Annotated in this window: 15 protein-coding genes and 2 pseudogenes; all 17 read right to left on the reverse strand. The window is 36.5% G+C overall.

Annotated features, from left to right (window positions below; all coding sequences use genetic code 11):
* On the reverse strand, window positions 1–1,530 hold the full coding sequence (miaB, locus tag PSR14_RS19430) for a tRNA (N6-isopentenyl adenosine(37)-C2)-methylthiotransferase MiaB (protein ID WP_001005403.1): 1,530 nt from the start codon (window positions 1,528–1,530) through the stop codon (window positions 1–3).
* Between the two features lie 427 nt (window positions 1,531–1,957).
* Window positions 1,958–2,824 carry a 2-oxoacid:ferredoxin oxidoreductase subunit beta gene (locus PSR14_RS19435; protein ID WP_000190154.1) on the reverse strand — a complete coding sequence of 289 codons (867 nt, stop codon included), beginning with the start codon at window positions 2,822–2,824 and terminating at the stop codon, window positions 1,958–1,960.
* The gene (locus PSR14_RS19440; RefSeq protein WP_000625425.1) at window positions 2,811–4,568 is read right to left on the reverse strand and encodes a 2-oxoacid:acceptor oxidoreductase subunit alpha; all 1,758 of its coding nucleotides are present in this window, start codon (window positions 4,566–4,568) and stop codon (window positions 2,811–2,813) included. Before PSR14_RS19440 ends, PSR14_RS19435 begins: the two co-directional genes overlap by 14 nt.
* Window positions 4,569–4,795: 227 nt before the next feature.
* Complete coding sequence (locus PSR14_RS19445; RefSeq protein ID WP_000688035.1) at window positions 4,796–5,719, reverse strand: dipeptidase; 924 nt, start codon at window positions 5,717–5,719, stop codon at window positions 4,796–4,798.
* Window positions 5,720–5,777: 58 nt separating this feature from the next.
* The gene (spoVS, locus tag PSR14_RS19450; RefSeq protein ID WP_000404341.1) at window positions 5,778–6,038 is read right to left on the reverse strand and encodes a stage V sporulation protein SpoVS; all 261 of its coding nucleotides are present in this window, start codon (window positions 6,036–6,038) and stop codon (window positions 5,778–5,780) included.
* A 148-nt stretch (window positions 6,039–6,186) separates the two neighbouring features.
* Window positions 6,187–6,981, reverse strand: coding sequence for a TIGR00282 family metallophosphoesterase (locus tag PSR14_RS19455; protein WP_001221095.1), 795 nt, complete (start codon window positions 6,979–6,981; stop codon window positions 6,187–6,189).
* A 164-nt stretch (window positions 6,982–7,145) separates the two neighbouring features.
* Window positions 7,146–8,711 carry a ribonuclease Y gene (gene rny / locus PSR14_RS19460; protein ID WP_000099355.1) on the reverse strand — a complete coding sequence of 522 codons (1,566 nt, stop codon included), beginning with the start codon at window positions 8,709–8,711 and terminating at the stop codon, window positions 7,146–7,148.
* Between the two features lie 485 nt (window positions 8,712–9,196).
* Window positions 9,197–9,619, reverse strand: a pseudogene (locus PSR14_RS19465) (recombinase RecA); the annotation flags it as partial.
* A 326-nt stretch (window positions 9,620–9,945) separates the two neighbouring features.
* Window positions 9,946–10,554, reverse strand: a pseudogene (gene recA / locus PSR14_RS19470) (recombinase RecA); the annotation flags it as partial.
* 145 nt (window positions 10,555–10,699) lie between these two features.
* Window positions 10,700–11,938, reverse strand: coding sequence for a competence/damage-inducible protein CinA (gene cinA / locus PSR14_RS19475; RefSeq protein ID WP_061131608.1), 1,239 nt, complete (start codon window positions 11,936–11,938; stop codon window positions 10,700–10,702).
* Between the two features lie 20 nt (window positions 11,939–11,958).
* The gene (gene pgsA / locus PSR14_RS19480; protein WP_001052965.1) at window positions 11,959–12,537 is read right to left on the reverse strand and encodes a CDP-diacylglycerol--glycerol-3-phosphate 3-phosphatidyltransferase; all 579 of its coding nucleotides are present in this window, start codon (window positions 12,535–12,537) and stop codon (window positions 11,959–11,961) included.
* Between the two features lie 63 nt (window positions 12,538–12,600).
* Window positions 12,601–13,512, reverse strand: coding sequence for a helix-turn-helix domain-containing protein (locus tag PSR14_RS19485; RefSeq protein ID WP_098486976.1), 912 nt, complete (start codon window positions 13,510–13,512; stop codon window positions 12,601–12,603).
* A gap of 21 nt (window positions 13,513–13,533) precedes the next feature.
* On the reverse strand, window positions 13,534–14,319 hold the full coding sequence (locus PSR14_RS19490; RefSeq protein WP_000574107.1) for a DUF3388 domain-containing protein: 786 nt from the start codon (window positions 14,317–14,319) through the stop codon (window positions 13,534–13,536).
* Between the two features lie 139 nt (window positions 14,320–14,458).
* Complete coding sequence (locus tag PSR14_RS19495) at window positions 14,459–14,707, reverse strand: DUF3243 domain-containing protein (RefSeq protein WP_000114454.1); 249 nt, start codon at window positions 14,705–14,707, stop codon at window positions 14,459–14,461.
* 75 nt (window positions 14,708–14,782) lie between these two features.
* Window positions 14,783–15,496 (reverse strand): elongation factor P 5-aminopentanone reductase, encoded by a 714-nt coding sequence (gene ymfI, locus PSR14_RS19500; RefSeq protein ID WP_000759622.1) that lies wholly within the window; start codon window positions 15,494–15,496, stop codon window positions 14,783–14,785.
* Between the two features lie 103 nt (window positions 15,497–15,599).
* Window positions 15,600–16,886, reverse strand: coding sequence for an EF-P 5-aminopentanol modification-associated protein YfmH (gene yfmH / locus PSR14_RS19505; protein ID WP_000411945.1), 1,287 nt, complete (start codon window positions 16,884–16,886; stop codon window positions 15,600–15,602).
* Window positions 16,887–18,161, reverse strand: coding sequence for an EF-P 5-aminopentanol modification-associated protein YfmF (yfmF, locus tag PSR14_RS19510; protein ID WP_000772430.1), 1,275 nt, complete (start codon window positions 18,159–18,161; stop codon window positions 16,887–16,889). It lies immediately after the preceding gene.
* Window positions 18,162–18,188 lie beyond the last annotated feature (27 nt).

An 18,188-nucleotide genomic window follows, 5' to 3' on the forward strand; every position in this document is an offset into this window, starting at 1 on the left:
TTATTCCACCTCAATCGGCTCTTCAACTAATTCTCCGTTAAGAGACCAAGTTTTTGCATCCGTTACTTTTACTTTCACAAGCTGACCAATTAAAGACTTTGGAGCAACAAAGTTTACAAGTTTATTTGTACGAGTATAACCTGCAAGTACTTCTGGATTATTTTTACTCTCTCCATCAACTAACACTTCTACAATTTGACCTTTATAACGATTATTCTTTTCAATTGCCAATTTATTTACTAATGCATTTAAGCGTTGAAGACGTTCTTTCTTTACTTCCATCGGTACATTGTCTTTCATTTTTGCAGCTGGTGTACCTTCACGCGGAGAATAAATAAAGGTAAAGGCAGTATCAAACCCTACTTCACGATATAACGACATTGTTTCTTCAAATTGCTCATCTGTTTCATTCGGGAAACCGACAATAATATCAGTTGTTAATACCGCGTTTGGAATTGCTTCTTTAATTTTTCTTACAAGCTCTAAATAATGCTCACGTGAATATTTACGCGCCATAATTTTTAACATTTCTGTGCTTCCAGATTGAACTGGTAAGTGAATATGTTCTACTAAGTTGCCACCTTTTCCAAGCACTTCAATTAAGTGATCATCGAAATCGCGTGGATGGCTCGTTGTAAAACGAATACGGGCAATATCAACTTTACGGAGCTCGTCCATTAAATCGCCAAGACCGTATTCTATATCTTCAAAGTCTTTACCATATGCATTTACGTTCTGTCCAAGTAACGTAATTTCTTTATAACCATTCGCAGCTAAATGACGAATCTCTTGGATAATGTCTTCTGGACGTCTGCTTCGCTCTTTTCCGCGTGTATACGGTACGATACAATATGTACAGAACTTATCACAGCCATACATAATATTTACCCAAGCTTTAATATCACCACGACGTACTTTCGGAAGATTTTCAATTACGTCTCCTTCTTTGGACCAAACTTCAACTACCGTCTCCTTCGAGAACATTGCATCTTTTAGAATGTACGGTAATCTATGAATATTATGCGTTCCAAACACCATATCTACATGCTGATTTTTTTGCATAATTTTATTTACAACAGATTCCTCTTGGGACATACAACCACATACACCAATTAAAAGATCAGGATTTCTTCGTTTTAGTGCCTTTAAATGCCCTAGTTCACCGAACACTTTATTTTCAGCATTTTCACGAATAGCACAAGTATTTAATAATACTACATCTGCTTCTTCAGTTGAAAAGGTTGGTTCATATCCAAGTGCAGTGAAAATACCCGCCATTACTTCTGTATCGTGCTCATTCATTTGACAACCATATGTACGAATATAAAACTTTCTTCCTGTACCGAAATTGCGAAACTCTTCAGGTAAGCCAAAATCCCGTTCAATTTTAACTTCTTCTTTCCCTCGCTTTTTCGCGTCTTTTAAGGAAGGTGGTTGGTATACACTTTCAAAGTATTTGCTATAATCTTTCTCTTCTTTTTTCGTAGAGGAATTCACTTGTTGACTTGCTAATCGTTGTTGCTCGTTCATCGGTAATCTCCTTTCACCCTTAACTATACACACTTTGTAGTCCATTTTAATGCGCTTAGACCCACCTCAAAAATGGTTAGATAGCTTGAGAGATACTTGTCCTTTGAAACTTGAGTAATCAATCTAATCATCTATAAGAATGAAGTCTTCCCCACACAAATAGACATTCCCTTTTTGTATTTCTTTTGTCCTACTCAAAAGCATATTGCTTTATCCCTATACACATTACCATAGTATGAAGTGTTTCGCCAATTTTTACAAAGAAGAAGGCTTATCCTATTATTACATTTCCTAGTTAATGAACATGCAATTTTCATACAACGATTTATATATTATTTTACCATTCTGAATTTTCCAAGTAAATAAGACTGCTTTATATTTTTACTCATTAAAAAAGGCTGCCAAATGGCAACCTCCTCTTCTTACATTACATAAATTCAGCAACAAGCTCATCAAACATTTTCTGATCCATGTTTAAATCAGATTGCACTAAAGGCTTCTCACTATAGCCTTTTACTAGTTCTTGGTATGAAGGCTGCGCTGTATTTTGATAAATTAACCCTGTTACTAATCCGTTGTTTTCCATTAATGTTTGCATAGCCATCATGCGATTAGACGGATCATATCCCTCTACTGTACTTAGTTTTGTTAAATTCTCTTTAAACCAATCATAAGTATTTACTTTATTGTAAGTAACACATGGGCTGAATACGTTAATTAATGAAAATCCTTTATGGTTAATACCAGCTTCAATAATTTGTGTTAATTCTTTTAAATCACTTGAAAAGCTTTGTGCCACAAATGTTGCACCAGCTGTTAAAGCCATTTCCATAACATTTAGTGACGGTTCAATTGAACCTTGTGGTGTACTTTTCGTTTTAAATCCAGCTTCACTACGTGGTGAAGTTTGCCCTTTTGTTAATCCGTAAATTTGGTTATCCATTACGATGTACGTAATGTCAATGTTACGACGAATAGAATGGATCGTATGTCCCATACCAATCGCAAATCCATCACCGTCACCACCTGATGCGATAACTGTTAAATCACGGTTTGCCATTTTTACACCTTGTGCAATTGGAAGGGCACGACCATGAATACTATGCACACCATATGAATTAATATAACCTGAAATACGACCTGAACAGCCGATACCAGAAATAACAGCAAGTTCATCTGGATTTAAGCCAACGTTAGCTGCCGCACGTTGAATTGCAGCTTGCACCGAGAAGTCTCCGCAACCTGGGCACCAGTTTGGTTTTACACTGTTACGAAAGTCCTTAAATGTTGCCATTTAATACAACCCCTTTTTTGCATTCGTTGTAAATCTCTTTCGGCAAGAATGGGTTCCCATCATATTTTAAAAGACTAGAAATTTTCTCACCGTTACCAAGATTCATTTTCATAATGTTAGCAAGTTGACCTGTTGCATTGTTTTCTACCACTACAACACGCTTCGCATTTTTCACAAGTGGATCGATTTCAGCTGTTGGGAACGGGTGAATTAAACGCACATGAGCATGGTTTACTTTCATACCCTCTTGTTCTAAGCGCTCCATTGCTTCTTCGATCGCACCACGAGTTGAGTTAAATCCAACAAGCAATACGTCTGCTTCTTCATGCTTAACATTTTTATAAACAGGGGTATTAAACTTCAAGTTCTCCATTTTACGGAAACGTTTGTCCATTTGATCTTTACGGTTTAATGCTGATTCAGATGGTTTACCAGTTTCATCATGTTCTACACCTGTAACATGGTGAACACCATTTTTCATACCAGGTAAAACACGTGGTGAAACGCCATCTTCTGTTACTTCATAACGCTTGAAGTATGCTTTATTTTCACGTTCTGGTAATTCCGCTTCTAAATCAAGCTTACCACGACGAATTTCCACTTTATCTAACTTAAGTGGTTCTACTGTCTGTTTCCCTAAAGAAAGCTGTAAATCTGTTAAGAAAATAACAGGTACTTGATATTCTTCAGATAAGTTAAACGCTTCTACAATATCATAGAAAGCTTCTTCCACTGTACTTGGCGCCATTACGATTTTTGGAATTTCACCGTGCGTACCGTAAATCATTGCCATTAAATCAGACTGCTCTTGTTTCGTTGGTAATCCTGTACTTGGACCACCACGTTGTGTATCAACAATTACTAATGGCGTTTCTGTAATACCTGCTAAACCAATCGCTTCCATCATTAAAGATAGACCTGGACCAGCAGATGCAGTTAATGTACGAACACCAGCATAGTTTGCACCGATTGCCATTGTACAAGCTGCAATTTCATCCTCAGTTTGGATTACTGTTCCGCCGACTTTTGGCAATTTTTTAATTAAGTATTCCATAATTTCAGATGCAGGTGTAATTGGATATGCAGACATAAAGCGAGCACCACCAGCTACTGCACCAAATGCGATCGCATCGTTCCCAATCATAAACATGCGCTTCTGACCATCAGCTTTTTCAAGCTGCATCATGTTTACTTTCTCACCTAGTAACTCTTTCATATATTGAGAGCCGCGCTTAATTGCGTCCATGTTCTTTTGAACGACTTGCTCTCCTTTACGACCAAAGATCTCTTCAACAACATCTAAATAAGCTGTTTCATCTAATCCTAATACCGCACTTGATGCTCCAACAGCAACCATGTTTTTCATTAATGATGTGCCTAATTCTGATGCAATATCTGTAAACGGTATCACATATAGATTTACATCTGTATTGTCAGGTATTGTCGGATTAAATTTCGCATCTGCAACTACAATCCCGCCCGGACGTAGTTCGTGGAAGTTAAAATCAATTGTTTCTTGATCAAAAGCAATTAAAATATCTAAATCATCTGAGATCGCGCGTACTTCTGTTGTACTTACACGAATTTTATTATTTGTATGGCCGCCTTTTATACGTGATGAGAAGTGGCGGTAACCGTATAGGTAATATCCTAATCGGTTTAATGCAATACAGAAGATTTCTCCTGTACTTTCAATTCCTTCACCTTGTTGGCCTCCAACTTTCCATGAAAGTTGACTAATCATCTCCTACACCCCTTTTGGCTGCATTCATTGTAGTGTATTTTTTTACAGTAATAGTTTAGCATTTTTTATGCAAATAAACTACAATGGACGCAAATTATGCCTCTTCTGATTTCCCTGAATCTTTAGTATAAAGCTATTTTGTTTTTCATTCTAGTATTAGGTCTTAAAAAAAGCAATAATATCAAATGAATTAATTCTAATTTTTCTGGATTTTTAAAACAAAAATTTTAAAAGCTTATATGTTCAACAAAATTATCATATAAAAATCGCTCTACAGTAGATGCAGCATAGTGTTTACAAAGCTCGTTCATTACATTTTCATAATCTCGATACGCTGATACATTTACAACTGTTTCTACTATCCCATCAAAATCCGAACCAAACCCTATATTGTTCTCTCCACCTAATGAACAAATATATTCGATATGTCTTACTATATCTGCTACATTCGCTTGTTTTTCATTTGTTAGAAACTGCGGTACAAAAGTGACACCGATCATGCCATTTCGCTTTATAAGAGCTTTAAGTTGTTCATCGTTTAAATTACGTGGGTGCTGACAAAGTTTCATACAATTTGAGTGGGAAGCAATAGGATTTTTTGCAATTTCAATCACATCCCAAAAACTTCTTTCATTCAAATGAGACACATCAGTCCATACATGTAACGCATTCAGTTCTTGTACAACATGTTTACCAGAAGTCGTTAAACCTGCCCCACGTGTCTCTAGCGCACCATCAGCTAATAGATTGGCATAATTCCATGTTAGTCCAAAAGAACGTACTCCTAGGCGATACAACAACCGTAATTTCATTGCATCTTTTCCAATTGCTTCGCATCCTTCTAATGTTAATATCGCTCCAATCTCGTCCTGTTTTAACATGTTCATATCATCTTTTGTCTGAATAAACTTCACACCTGGTAAGGATAAAATTTCATTATAAAAAATATCTACCATTTGCAATGCTACTTCAAATCGGTTTTCATATGCCACTGTTTCTGGCACATATATAGCAAAACATTGTATACTTCCTTTTCTGTTCTTTAACTGTTCAAATGTAATATGTAATTGCGAATCATGTTTAAAATCCTTTTTCCCTTGTGCACTCCATAACTGAAGAAGCACATCACAATGAGCATCAAAAATTTTCATTTTCATTCCTCCATTATAAAAACAACCTGTTTGCATACTGCAAACAGGTTGTTTAAACTTAACGAGGTTCTACAATTAATTTTATTGCTGTACGTTCTTCCCCATCAATCATGATATCCGTAAACGCTGGGATACAAATCAGGTCCAAACCACTAGGCGCTACAAATCCTCTTGCAATTGCTACTGCCTTTACCGCTTGGTTCAATGCACCTGCACCAATGGCTTGAATTTCTGCTGTTCCGCGTTCGCGAATAACACCTGCAAGTGCACCAGCTACAGAATTAGGGACCGACGTTGCTTTAACTTTTAATATTTCCATTCCGCGTTTCCTCCTCGTTTCTATAAAAAGTATTAGCAATTATTTCACTTTAACTTATATTCACGAGGAATGACACGTATTCCTGCTAAATTTCTGTAATTTTTCTAAAAAATTAAAAAATAATAATTTATCTAAATTTTAATAGGAATTACTCAAAAAATGGCTGATCATCATTAATTAAGATACGCTCAATTTTCTTAGCTTTTCCCGTATTAGGGTCCACATCAATTAGCACTGCACTTAATTGTGTTCTACCATTTGTCACTTCAAATCGTACTGGTAAGTTTGTTAAAAACTTCTTCAATACTGCTTCTCGGTCCATACCTAAAATTCCATCGTACGGCCCTGTCATACCAACATCTGTGATATATGCCGTTCCGCTTGGTAAAATGCGATTATCTGCTGTAGGAACATGCGTATGTGTACCTACTACCGCTGTAGCACGACCATCTACATACCAACCTAACGCTTGTTTTTCGCTTGTAGTTTCCGCATGGAAATCAACAAAAATAATATTCGTACGTTTTTTCGCAATGTTAATTAATTCATCCACTTTACGGAATGGACAATCAATTGGAGGAAGGAACGTACGTCCTTGTAAGTTAATAACTGCAACTTCTGTTCCATTACAGTTCACAAAAATAAGCCCTTTTCCTGGAGTGCCTTCTGGGAAGTTAGCTGGTCTTGCAAGATATTTTGCATCATCAATAAATTCAAATACTTCACGGTTATCCCAAGCGTGATTTCCAAGTGTAACCGCTTGTGCTCCGCATTCTAAAAAGTTTCGGTATATTTTTTCCGTAATTCCACGTCCACCTGCTGCATTTTCCCCATTAATAATGGTTACTGTAGGTGTATATTTCTTCTTTAATGCCGGTACGTATTGTTGAATCATACCTCTACCAGGAGATCCTACTACATCCCCAACAAATAATATTCTCATATGTCTTACCCTTCCTATGTACTACATTTTTTATTACTATAGCTTCAAGTAATTATCTTACAATATATTTATTATAAGTTTGTTTCACTTGTATGCTAGATATAACTAATTTCCTTTATTTTAACCAATTCCAACACAAAAAAATAAAGTGGTGTTTCACCACTTTATTTTGCGTATTCCACTGCACGTGTTTCACGAATAACAGTTACTTTAATATGCCCTGGGTAATCCAGTTCATTTTCAATACGTTTTCGAATATCACGAGCTAAACGATGAGCTTCTAAATCATCAATTGTATCTGGTTTTACCAGAATACGAACTTCTCGTCCTGCTTGAATTGCGAAAGATTTTTCTACGCCTTCATAAGACTCTGAAATCTCTTCTAACTTTTCGAGACGACGAATATAGTTCTCAAGTGTTTCACTACGAGCTCCAGGTCTTGCAGCTGATAATGCATCTGCTGCTGCAACTAAAACTGCAATGATAGAAGTTGGTTCTGTGTCCCCATGGTGAGATGCAATACTGTTTATAACTACAGGATGCTCTTTATATTTCGTTGCGAGTTCAACACCAATTTCAACGTGGCTACCTTCTACTTCATGGTCAATCGCTTTACCGATATCATGTAATAGACCAGCACGTCTTGCTAGTTTTTCATCCTCACCAAGCTCTGCTGCCATAAGTCCAGTTAAATATGCAACTTCCATAGAGTGTTTTAAGACGTTTTGCCCGTAACTTGTACGGTATTTTAAACGACCTAAAATCTTAATTAAATCTGGATGTAAACCGTGAACACCCACTTCAAACGTTGTTTGCTCTCCGACTTCACGAATATACTCGTCCACTTCACGTCTTGATTTTTCGACCATCTCTTCAATACGCGCTGGGTGAATACGTCCGTCCTGTACTAGTTTATCAAGAGCGATACGAGCTGTTTCACGACGAATTGGGTCGAATCCAGAAAGGATAACCGCTTCTGGTGTATCATCGATAATTAGGTCAATACCTGTTAACGTTTCTAACGTACGAATATTTCGACCTTCACGTCCGATAATACGTCCCTTCATTTCGTCATTTGGAAGATTTACAACCGAAACGGTTGTTTCAGCAACATGATCAGCTGCACATCTCTGCATTGCAAGAGATAAAATCTCTTTTGCTTTCTTATCTGCTTCTTCTTTCGCACGAACTTCACTTTCTTTTACCATTACGGCAATTTCATGAGAAACTTCACTTTCTACTTTACCAAGAATAATTGCTTTCGCTTGTTCGCGTGTCAGATTGGAAATGCGCTCTAATTCTGTTTGTTGCTTTTGAACTAACTCTCCCACTTTGCTTTCCAACTCTTCAATCTGTTGTTGTCTCGCTACAAGAGAATCCTCTTTCTTTTCTAACTGTTGCTCGCGTTTATCGAGCGTTTCGTCTTTACGATCAAGGTTCTCTTCTTTTTGCATTAAACGATTTTCTTGTTTTTGTAATTCGCTTCTACGGTCACGAATTTCTAATTCAGCTTCTGTACGAAGTGTATGAATTTCATCCTTTGCTTCTAAAAGCGCTTCTTTCTTAAGTGCTTCAGCTTCACGATTCGCTTCATCTATAATACGTTTCGCTTCATTAGCTGCACCATTAATCTTCGCTTCAGCAATAGACTTTCGAACAAAAAAGCCAACAACTGCACCGACTGTTGCAAGCAAAATGGAGATGAGTATCCAAACTGCAGTACTACTCATGATTTCACCTCCCCTTGCTATGAATGAAAAAAGACTGTCGGCATGTACATTGAATAACAACATACAGCAAAGACCGTCGTCCCGCTTTTTTAAGGGACTTTCTTCATTTCACAATTAAAATGTCATATTATTATTTCGGCAAGATTTAAGTCTTACTCCGAATATTACTTCTCTTCTTGAGAAGAGTGTTTCGTATATAAGAAAAAATATACATTCTCATTGTATCTATCGCAATTTTCATTGTCAAGCGTTGTCTACTTTTACTTTCTTTACCTTCAGCTCTAATTTATATAGGAATTTAAAAAGCAGAGAGCATATTATCCTGGAAAACCTTAGTAAATTCCAGTTTATTCATGTAAAACACGCATATATCCCTCTGTACACATACTGTTTTAGATGGATTAAATATTTTATCTCCGACGATATACAACGCTTTCATAATGATACAAAAATAAAAGACACGAAGCCGTGTCTTTTATCCCACTTTAATCAAGAAGACTTGGATCTTCCATATCTTCAGCACCTGAATCTTCGCTAATTCCGTGATGCTCACGAATAAAGAAGGCAATTTCTTCTCTTAAATCCGTATTTTCTTTTAAGAACTGCTTCGAATTTTCACGACCTTGCCCTAAGCGTTCTTCATTATAAGAGTACCAAGCACCGCTCTTTTGAACGATATCAAGTTCAGAAGCCATATCTAAGATTTCACCTTCTCTTGAAATACCTTCTCCGTACATAATATCAACTTCCGCAACACGGAATGGTGGTGCCACTTTATTTTTAACTACTTTTACTTTTGTTTTATTACCAACAATGTCGTTACCTTGTTTTAATTGCTCCGCACGACGTACTTCAAGACGAACAGTTGAATAGAATTTTAACGCACGACCACCTGGAGTTGTTTCTGGCACTATCTATAGATTTTCCATCTCTATAGTCCGGACTATCTCTTCATCTCTTTACAGAGAGCCTTGCACTTCCAGCAGTAGCCTATCATCTGCCGTACCCTACTCAGTTAACTAAAAGTTCTTTTCGGTAGTCTCTACACCTTCCCCATATCACTATGGAGCTTGGCACGGTATTACCCTAAATAATGGTGGGCTTCACCGTTAGCAACTATATGGATAGTTACACCCTTAGGCAATAAGGTTCACAAGGTTTTTAACATGCTATCACTAGCAAGGGAAACCCATGGTAAACTCCTTAATCTTTACGATTAAGCAACTTGTAGTTGATTTCCGAACATAACCCCAACTTTTTCACGAATTTGGTTAATAAAGATTGCGATTGTTTTTGATTTATTGATTGCACCTGAAAGTTTACGAAGTGCTTGAGACATTAGACGAGCTTGTAAACCTACGTGTGAGTCACCCATGTCTCCTTCAATCTCAGCTTTTGGTACAAGAGCTGCTACAGAGTCAATTACGATAATATCAACCGCACCACTTCGTACAAGTGCTTCTGCGATTTCTAAACCTTGCTCCCCTGTATCAGGTTGTGATAATAGTAATTCATCGATATTAACACCTAATTTTTGTGCATATACAGGATCCATTGCATGCTCCGCATCGATGAATGCTGCTTGTCCACCTTGACGCTGTACCTCTGCAATTGCATGTAATGAAACTGTTGTTTTACCTGAACTCTCAGGTCCATAAATCTCGATAATACGGCCACGTGGGTATCCGCCTACCCCTAATGCCACATCAAGTGCTAAAGAACCACTAGAAACTGTAGAAACTCTACGCTCCGCTTGTTCTCCTAATTTCATAATTGAACCTTTACCGAATTGCTTCTCTATTTGTTTTAACGCCATATCTAATGCCGCTTGACGATCACTCATTCAAAATTCCTCCTTAACTGAATTGCTAATCTTATTATACCTATTTTCAATTCAATTTGCCAACAAAAAATCGAACATTTATTCGATTTTTTTATTTTTCATTAAATATAACCACATTTAACCATTAAAAAAAGCTAAAAGAGACTTATATCTCTTCTAGCTTTTTATACAAATGATAAAATCCATATTTTGCTGAGCGTTCCCTAATTTGTTGACGACTTCCGCTTAAATTTAGAGGAAAGACTACAGTTGGTTCATCTTTAATCGCCAATCCAACAAATACAGTTCCCGGCTCTTTATGTTCTGAAGCATCTGGTCCTGCTACCCCAGTGAAACTAATTCCGATATCCGCTTTTAATAATTCTCTAACATTTTCAGCAAGATAACGAGCACATTCTTTACTAACTGCACCGTCAGTAGACAAGACTTCCTCAGGTACATGTAATACATGTTGCTTCACATCATTATGGTAACAAATGACACCGCCTTTAAATACGGAAGACACACCAGCGTTTTCTGTTACTTGATTACCAAAGAGACCACCTGTTAAACTTTCCGCACACGCTAAAGTTAATCCTTTTTTCTTCAATAACTCTATCGCCTTATAATGTAGAAACTCTTGGTCATACCCGTAGAAAAATTCTCCAACTCTTTCTAAAATCAAATCTTCCACATGCTGAATGAGTTTCTCCGCTTCATGAGCATTTTGATGTTTAGCCGTTAAACGTAATGTCACTTCTCCATCATTGGCAAGCGGGGCGATTGTCGGATTCGTTTGTCCATCAATTAAATCTTGAACTTTCACCTCTAATTGAGATTCCCCAATTCCGAAAAAGCGAAGCACGCGAGAATAAATGTTTTCTCCTGTTGTAAAGTTACGTAAAAAAGGCTCCACATAACTTACATACATCGGCTTCATTTCTTTCGGTGGTCCTGGTAATAAAATATAAACTTTTCCGTTCTTATTTAATCCCATACCAGGTGCCATACCGTGATCATTTGCAAATACAGTCGCTCCATCCAAAACGAGCGCCTGCTTTTTATTATTCTCCGTGAACTCTCGACCTGTTCGCTTAAAGTAATCGCTTATTGATGCCAATGCCTTTTCATCATATACAAGCTCTTCCGCTAAGCTAGACGCAATTGTTTCCTTCGTCAAATCATCTTTTGTCGGTCCTAATCCACCTGTAAAAATAAGCATGTCCGCACGTTCTTCTGCAACTTCAATCGCCTGCTGTAATCGTTTGTTATTATCTCCAACTACAGTATGGTAGTACACATTAATGCCAATTGAAGCTAACTTTTCAGATAAAAACTGGGCGTTCGTATTTGCAATTTGTCCAAGTAATAATTCCGTTCCAACCGCAATAATTTCAGCATTCATCCCAATTCCCCCATAAACTTCTATTTTGAGTTTACAAAAGCAGCTCTATTTTTCCAGAAATAATCCCATCCTGAAATAACAGTAAAAATTAATGCAATCCATATAAAGATATCAGCAACTGGAATATGGATTAAATTTAAAGGTACATCGTGTAATAAGTATGCCGCAATCGCGATAATTTGTGTCCATGTCTTAATTTTCCCTAGCTGATTTGCCGCAACTACTTCCCCTGTTCCAGCAAGTACAAGACGTAAACCAGTTACCGCAAACTCACGGCTTATAATAACAATAACGATCCAAGCAGGTACATATTGCATCTCAACTAACGTGATAAGTGCCGCTGAAACAAGTAATTTATCCGCTAACGGGTCAAGGAACTTCCCTAAATTCGTTACAAGATTATACTTTCTTGCGTAGTGTCCATCAATCCAATCTGTAGCCGAAGCAACAATAAAGATAAGCGCTCCTACTAAATGTTGAATTGGTAAATCAACATCACCAATTGTGTATGAACCCCAATCAAAGGGTGCTAACATAATTACCATAAAAATTGGAATTAAGCAGATTCTAGATATTGTAATTTTATTTGGTAAATTCACAGCTATTCCTCCATCATATCAAAAACATTTGTTCATTGAAAAAAGTCATCGAAGCGATGACTGTTATTGTGCAGGTTGCTCTACCCCTTGGTTTTTTATCACCAATCTTTGGTGAAGTTCTTTTTCTGGATCCAATGGGTAAGCGACCACTTGGCCATTCAGTTTAACTTCAACATTCGTTGCATTTCCAATATTAAGTCGCACTTCTTTTGCTGTTGATAAATCTCGTTTTTCTGTTTGACCATTTTGTACTGTAGTGTTTAAAATTTCGTTACCCGCATCATCTTTAACATCTACATAACTCGCACCTTTACCCGATATTTCCAGTTCTAATGTTTTATTATTATGAATTTCCAAAGTAGATACTTTACCAGTTGTCCCAACCACTTTTACTTCTTGTTGTCCAGTTGGCTGTGCTGGTTGTTCCTCTTTCTTCGGTTCTTCTTTCTTTGGTTCCTCTTTTTTTGGCTCTTCCGCTTTCACTTCATCTTTCTTCGTATCTAACGGAGAGTTTTCCGCTTTTTTAACTTCAATTTTCTCACTTTGAGCATTCGGAACCTTCTCATCACCTTTTCCAGTTAACGCTTGGAAAATAAACCAAATTACCACTCCAACTGCAATTACTAGCAGCGCAACTAAGATTTTCGGCATATGATCTGCAATTGGCCATGATGAAGATTTCTGCATTGTTTCTTGTGTTTTTTGTCCGGTTGACACTTGTGGAACGTCGCGTTTTTCAGATTGTGGTATCGTACTCTGATATTCTACAAGCAGTTCCTCTCCATTTAATCCAACCGCATCTGCGTATTGTTTAATGAATGCACGCGCATAAAAAGCTCCTGGCAATACATCATAATTGCCTTCCTCAATTGCTACTAAATGGCGTTTTTGAATTTTTGTAATCTCATGCAGCTGATCAATAGACAAGCCTTTCGTTCCTCTTGCTTCTTTCAGCTTTTGTCCTAATTCTGTCACTACTAACACCTCAATATTTCTTTAAAAGTCAAACATAGAGAAATTATTTTGCGTACCTTGCTCAATTTCATCTACTAAATTATATTGAATTTCTTCATCATAATCGTTACGCAACTCGATAATATAATCAAAATCATCCAATGTGTATTCTGACTGACTCACAAATACGTCAGGATGTTCCACAACTTTCGTTGCAGGCAATCTCATAATTTCACGAACAAGCTGCCAATGCCTTTCGTTAGCACGCTTTGTTGACACGATTCCATCTAAGATGAAAATATTGTCGTCGCTATACTCATCTTCAATCAATTGACTACGAACAGTTTGCTTAATAAGAGTAGACGATACAAATAACCATCTTTTATTTGCACAAACACTTGCGGCAACAATGGATTCTGTTTTCCCAACACGAGGCATTCCTCGTATACCAATTAGCTTATGGCCTTCTTTTTTCATTATTTCAGCCATAAAGTCTACAAGTAACCCTAATTCATCACGCACAAACCGAAATGTCTTCTTATCATCTGCATCTCGTTGTATGTACCTACCATGTCTAACCGCTAGCTTATCTCTTAGCTTTGGCGGACGATATTTCGTTACCGTTATGTTATCCATCGTATTTAAAATTGATTCTAGTCTAGAGATTTGCTCTTGATTATCACACATAAGGAGTAATCCACGCCTTGCATTATCTACACCATTAATTGTGACAATATTAATGCCGAGCATACCGATTAACGAAGAAACGTCACCAAGCAAGCCAGGTCGGTTTTTATGTATTTCATATTCAAAATACCATTCAATCATCCAAGATCACTCCCCTTGCTTACTTTACACCTACGTACTATATTATATGATTTCACCTTAATAGGGAAGCTAAATGTATAATCTATCCCTTTCAATTATTATACAAAAAAAATAGAGAGGAGAATCCCCTCTCTATTTTTTACTTATGTTGTACAAACTTTACCATTAAGTTTGCGATTGTATGTTGCTCTTGTTCGTCAGCAACTTTCCAAAGTTCAGCTAATAATTTCTCTTGATCGTTGCGTGCTTCTACTTCATTTGCTAAATAATCACCAACACGAAATGCCATATCTGATACAGCACCACCATCAAGACCTTTTCCTTGCGCTTGTTCTAAACGTTCTCCTAAAAAGCTCTTCCATTGATCAAAGTTATCTAAAACTGACATGTGTAAGCACCTCACTACTTAGTAATAGAATCATGCTTAATTTGTACAGTTTTTCATTTTTTATGTAAGAAATTTTTAGCAATGCCACCCGCCATTTACTCCAATAATTTGTCCAGTTATATAAGATGCACCTGGTGATACGAGAAATGACACAGTTTTTGCTACTTCTTCCGGTAATCCTAATCGTCCTAACGGAATCTCTTCCGCAATTTCATTCTTATCCTCTTCTGAAAATACGTTTAACATTTCCGTTTCAATTGCACCTGGCGCCACCGCGTTCACTCTTATTCCACTTAATGAAACCTCTTTTGCTAAAGCTTTCACATATGAATTTTGCGCACCTTTTACCATCGAGTAAAGAACTTCACATGACGCGCCAATTTGTCCCCATATAGACGAAACAAGTACAATATTACCGCTTCTGCGTTGAATCATAGATGGCAATGCCATCGATAATAATTTATAGATACTCTTCACTTGAAGTTCTACCATATCATTCAATTCATCGTTCGTTACATCTGTTACGAGTCCAAAAATACTCTTCCCAGCTGCATATACGATAACATCAAGAGGATGTTCAATTTGTTTCCACAATTGCTCTGCTCCATCAGTAGAAGCTAAATTTGCTTGAACAGGAATTACTTCACCCCATTCTTTCTGCAACTCATTCACTTTCTCTTCACTGTTATTATAATGAACATATACTGTATATCCATCTTGAATTAATTGTTTCGAAATAGCAGAGCCAATCCCTCCGCTCCCTCCAGTTACTAATGCATACTTTTTCATACAATTCCTCTCTTATCTCAACAAAATCTTTTTTCTACAAATAAATAATACCCTCATCTTACAATTTATCAATGATAAGATGAAGGTATTATTATAAAATCTTTTATTTTTTCGGTAAAACCTGGCAAACACTCATTTTTTCTTCTGATAATAGTAATTTGGCTACTTCTTGTAAATCTTGAACAGTTAAACTTTCTAATACAGTCAATGCATCAAACAGACTCGACTCATTAAACGCATATCGTGTAAATTGATTTGCAATATATTCCGGTGAATTCAAGGAACGTAAAAAGCCGCCTATTTTCTTTTTCTTTACTCGTTCTAATGCCGCCTCATCTAATTGATCATAATTTGTATTTAATAAAATACCTTTCAAACGCTCTTCCAGCTCATCAGGTTGCTTCGTATCGCCGCCAACCATTGCAAAACCGAAGTTATTCTCTTCCGTATAATCATATGAGAACGAATCATCAATGAGTCCTTCGTTATATAAAGATTCGTAATGAACGGAGCTTTTTCCAAATAAATAATCTAGAAGTAACGTAAGCGCAATTTCTTGTTTTAAAAGGGCTTCCCCTTTTTCTTTTAAGTTTGTCGCTTTAATACCAACTAAACATTTCGGAGTTTGTACAGGCATTGAAATAATTTTCTTCTTTTCATTTACCGCATCTGGTTCTTCTTCAAATGAACGTACTATTTCTGGTTGGTTTTTGTAATCTTTTTTTGCTTGATTTTCACGTATCAAATCCATCGTTTTCTCTGGATCAATTGCACCTACAACAAACATCAACATATTACTTGGATGATAAAATGTTTCATAACATTCATATAGTAGGTCTTTCGTAATTTTACTAATAGACTCGATTGTACCTGCAATATCAATTTTAATCGGGTGCTTTACAAACAAGCTATCAATTAATCCAAAGTATAAGCGCCAATCTGGATTATCTTGATACATTTGAATTTCTTGCCCAATAATACCCTTCTCTTTTTCAACTGTTTTTTCAGAGAAGTAAGGCTCTTGTACGAAATTTAACAATGTATTTAAATTTTGTTCTACATTTGATGTACACGAAAAAAGGTAAGCTGTTCTTGTGAAAGATGTGAAAGCATTTGCCGATGCCCCTTGTTTACTAAACAATTGGAACGCATCATGATCTTCTTTTTCAAATAGTTTATGCTCAAGAAAATGAGCAATCCCATCCGGCACACGAATCATTTCTTCTTTACCTAGTGGTACGAATGTATTATCCACAGAACCATATTTTGTCGTAAACGTTGCAAATGTTTTATTAAATCCTTGCTTCGGTAAAATATATACATCTAATCCATTAGGAAGTTTTTCATAATAGAGTGTCTCTTTTAATTGCTCATAAACAATTTTCTCCATTTATTCTCCCTCCGTTCCGTGTAAAAAGTAAATTGTATCTAATTCAATATTTTTAGCAACTTTCACAATCTCTTCTTTCGTCACACTTTCAATACCTGTAAGCCATTCTTCAACCGGACGCGTACGATCTGAAATAATACCATGATACAGCATTTCCACAAATCCACGCGGTGTATCAATTGCTTCTAATATTTGATTTCGAATAACACTTTTCGTTTGATGCATCTCTTCTTCAGAAAAATCACCATTTTGCATTGCAAGCATTTGCTCTTTAATAATCTCAACCGCTTTTTCATAATTTTTCGCTTCGATTCCTGACATGACAAATAATAAACCTTTATGACTTTCAAAGCGAGATGCTGCATAGTACGCTAAACTATTTTTTTCACGAACATTAACGAATAACTTCGAATGAGAAAATCCTCCAAACAATCCATTAAACAATTGCAGCGCAAAATAATCTTCGTCTTTATACGTAATAAATGTACGATATCCGATGTGTAATTTACTTTGTTTTAATTCTTGTTTTTCCACAACTTCTTTTTCTTCATTATTTCTCTTATGAAGAAGTACATTTCTTTCCCTCACAGGACGTGCTGAAATAGAAAAATACTTACTTACAAGATCAACTGCGTTTTCTGAAATATCACCAATAATGTATAGGTCCATTTCATCTTCCGCTAACACTTTTTGATAATATTGATACAAACTTTCATTTGTAATAGAAGAAACACTCTCTTTTTTCCCATTTGCGCTTAAACGATACGGTTCTACTTTGCACATTTCTTCAATTAAACGCTCGTTTGCATAACGCATTTTATCATCATACGTCGCTTCAATTCGTTGTAAGAGCGCTCTCTTTTCACTTTCTACAATAGAAGGCAGAAAACCATTCCCCTCTTTCGCTGGATGTAAAACGATATCCGATAACATAGAAAGCGCTTTTTCAAATAACGGTGGTGCATCATGTAAATATACTTCATTTGCAATGTCTACATAAATAGAGATGATATGATCTTCTCCTTTTTTACTTACATCTACTGCCAAAGAAGATCCGTATAATTCTTCTAAATATTGACGAAGACGAATTACAGAAGGAAGCTTTTCTGTCGCACTTTGCAATACGTATGGCAATAGGGCACGTTCTGTCACCGTCTCCTCATTTAAAGGTGCTTTCAAACGAAATACAAATGTATTTGTTTTATATTTATCAGTTGGAATAATATGTACTCGTAAACCACCTAACTCATGTAACTGTTGTTCCATCAGTTTCATTTATAGCCCTCCTTTACGTATATAGGA

This window comes from Bacillus sp. A01H, from assembly GCF_045277205.1.
GTDB classification, from domain to species: domain Bacteria; phylum Bacillota; class Bacilli; order Bacillales; family Bacillaceae_G; genus Bacillus_A; species Bacillus_A paranthracis.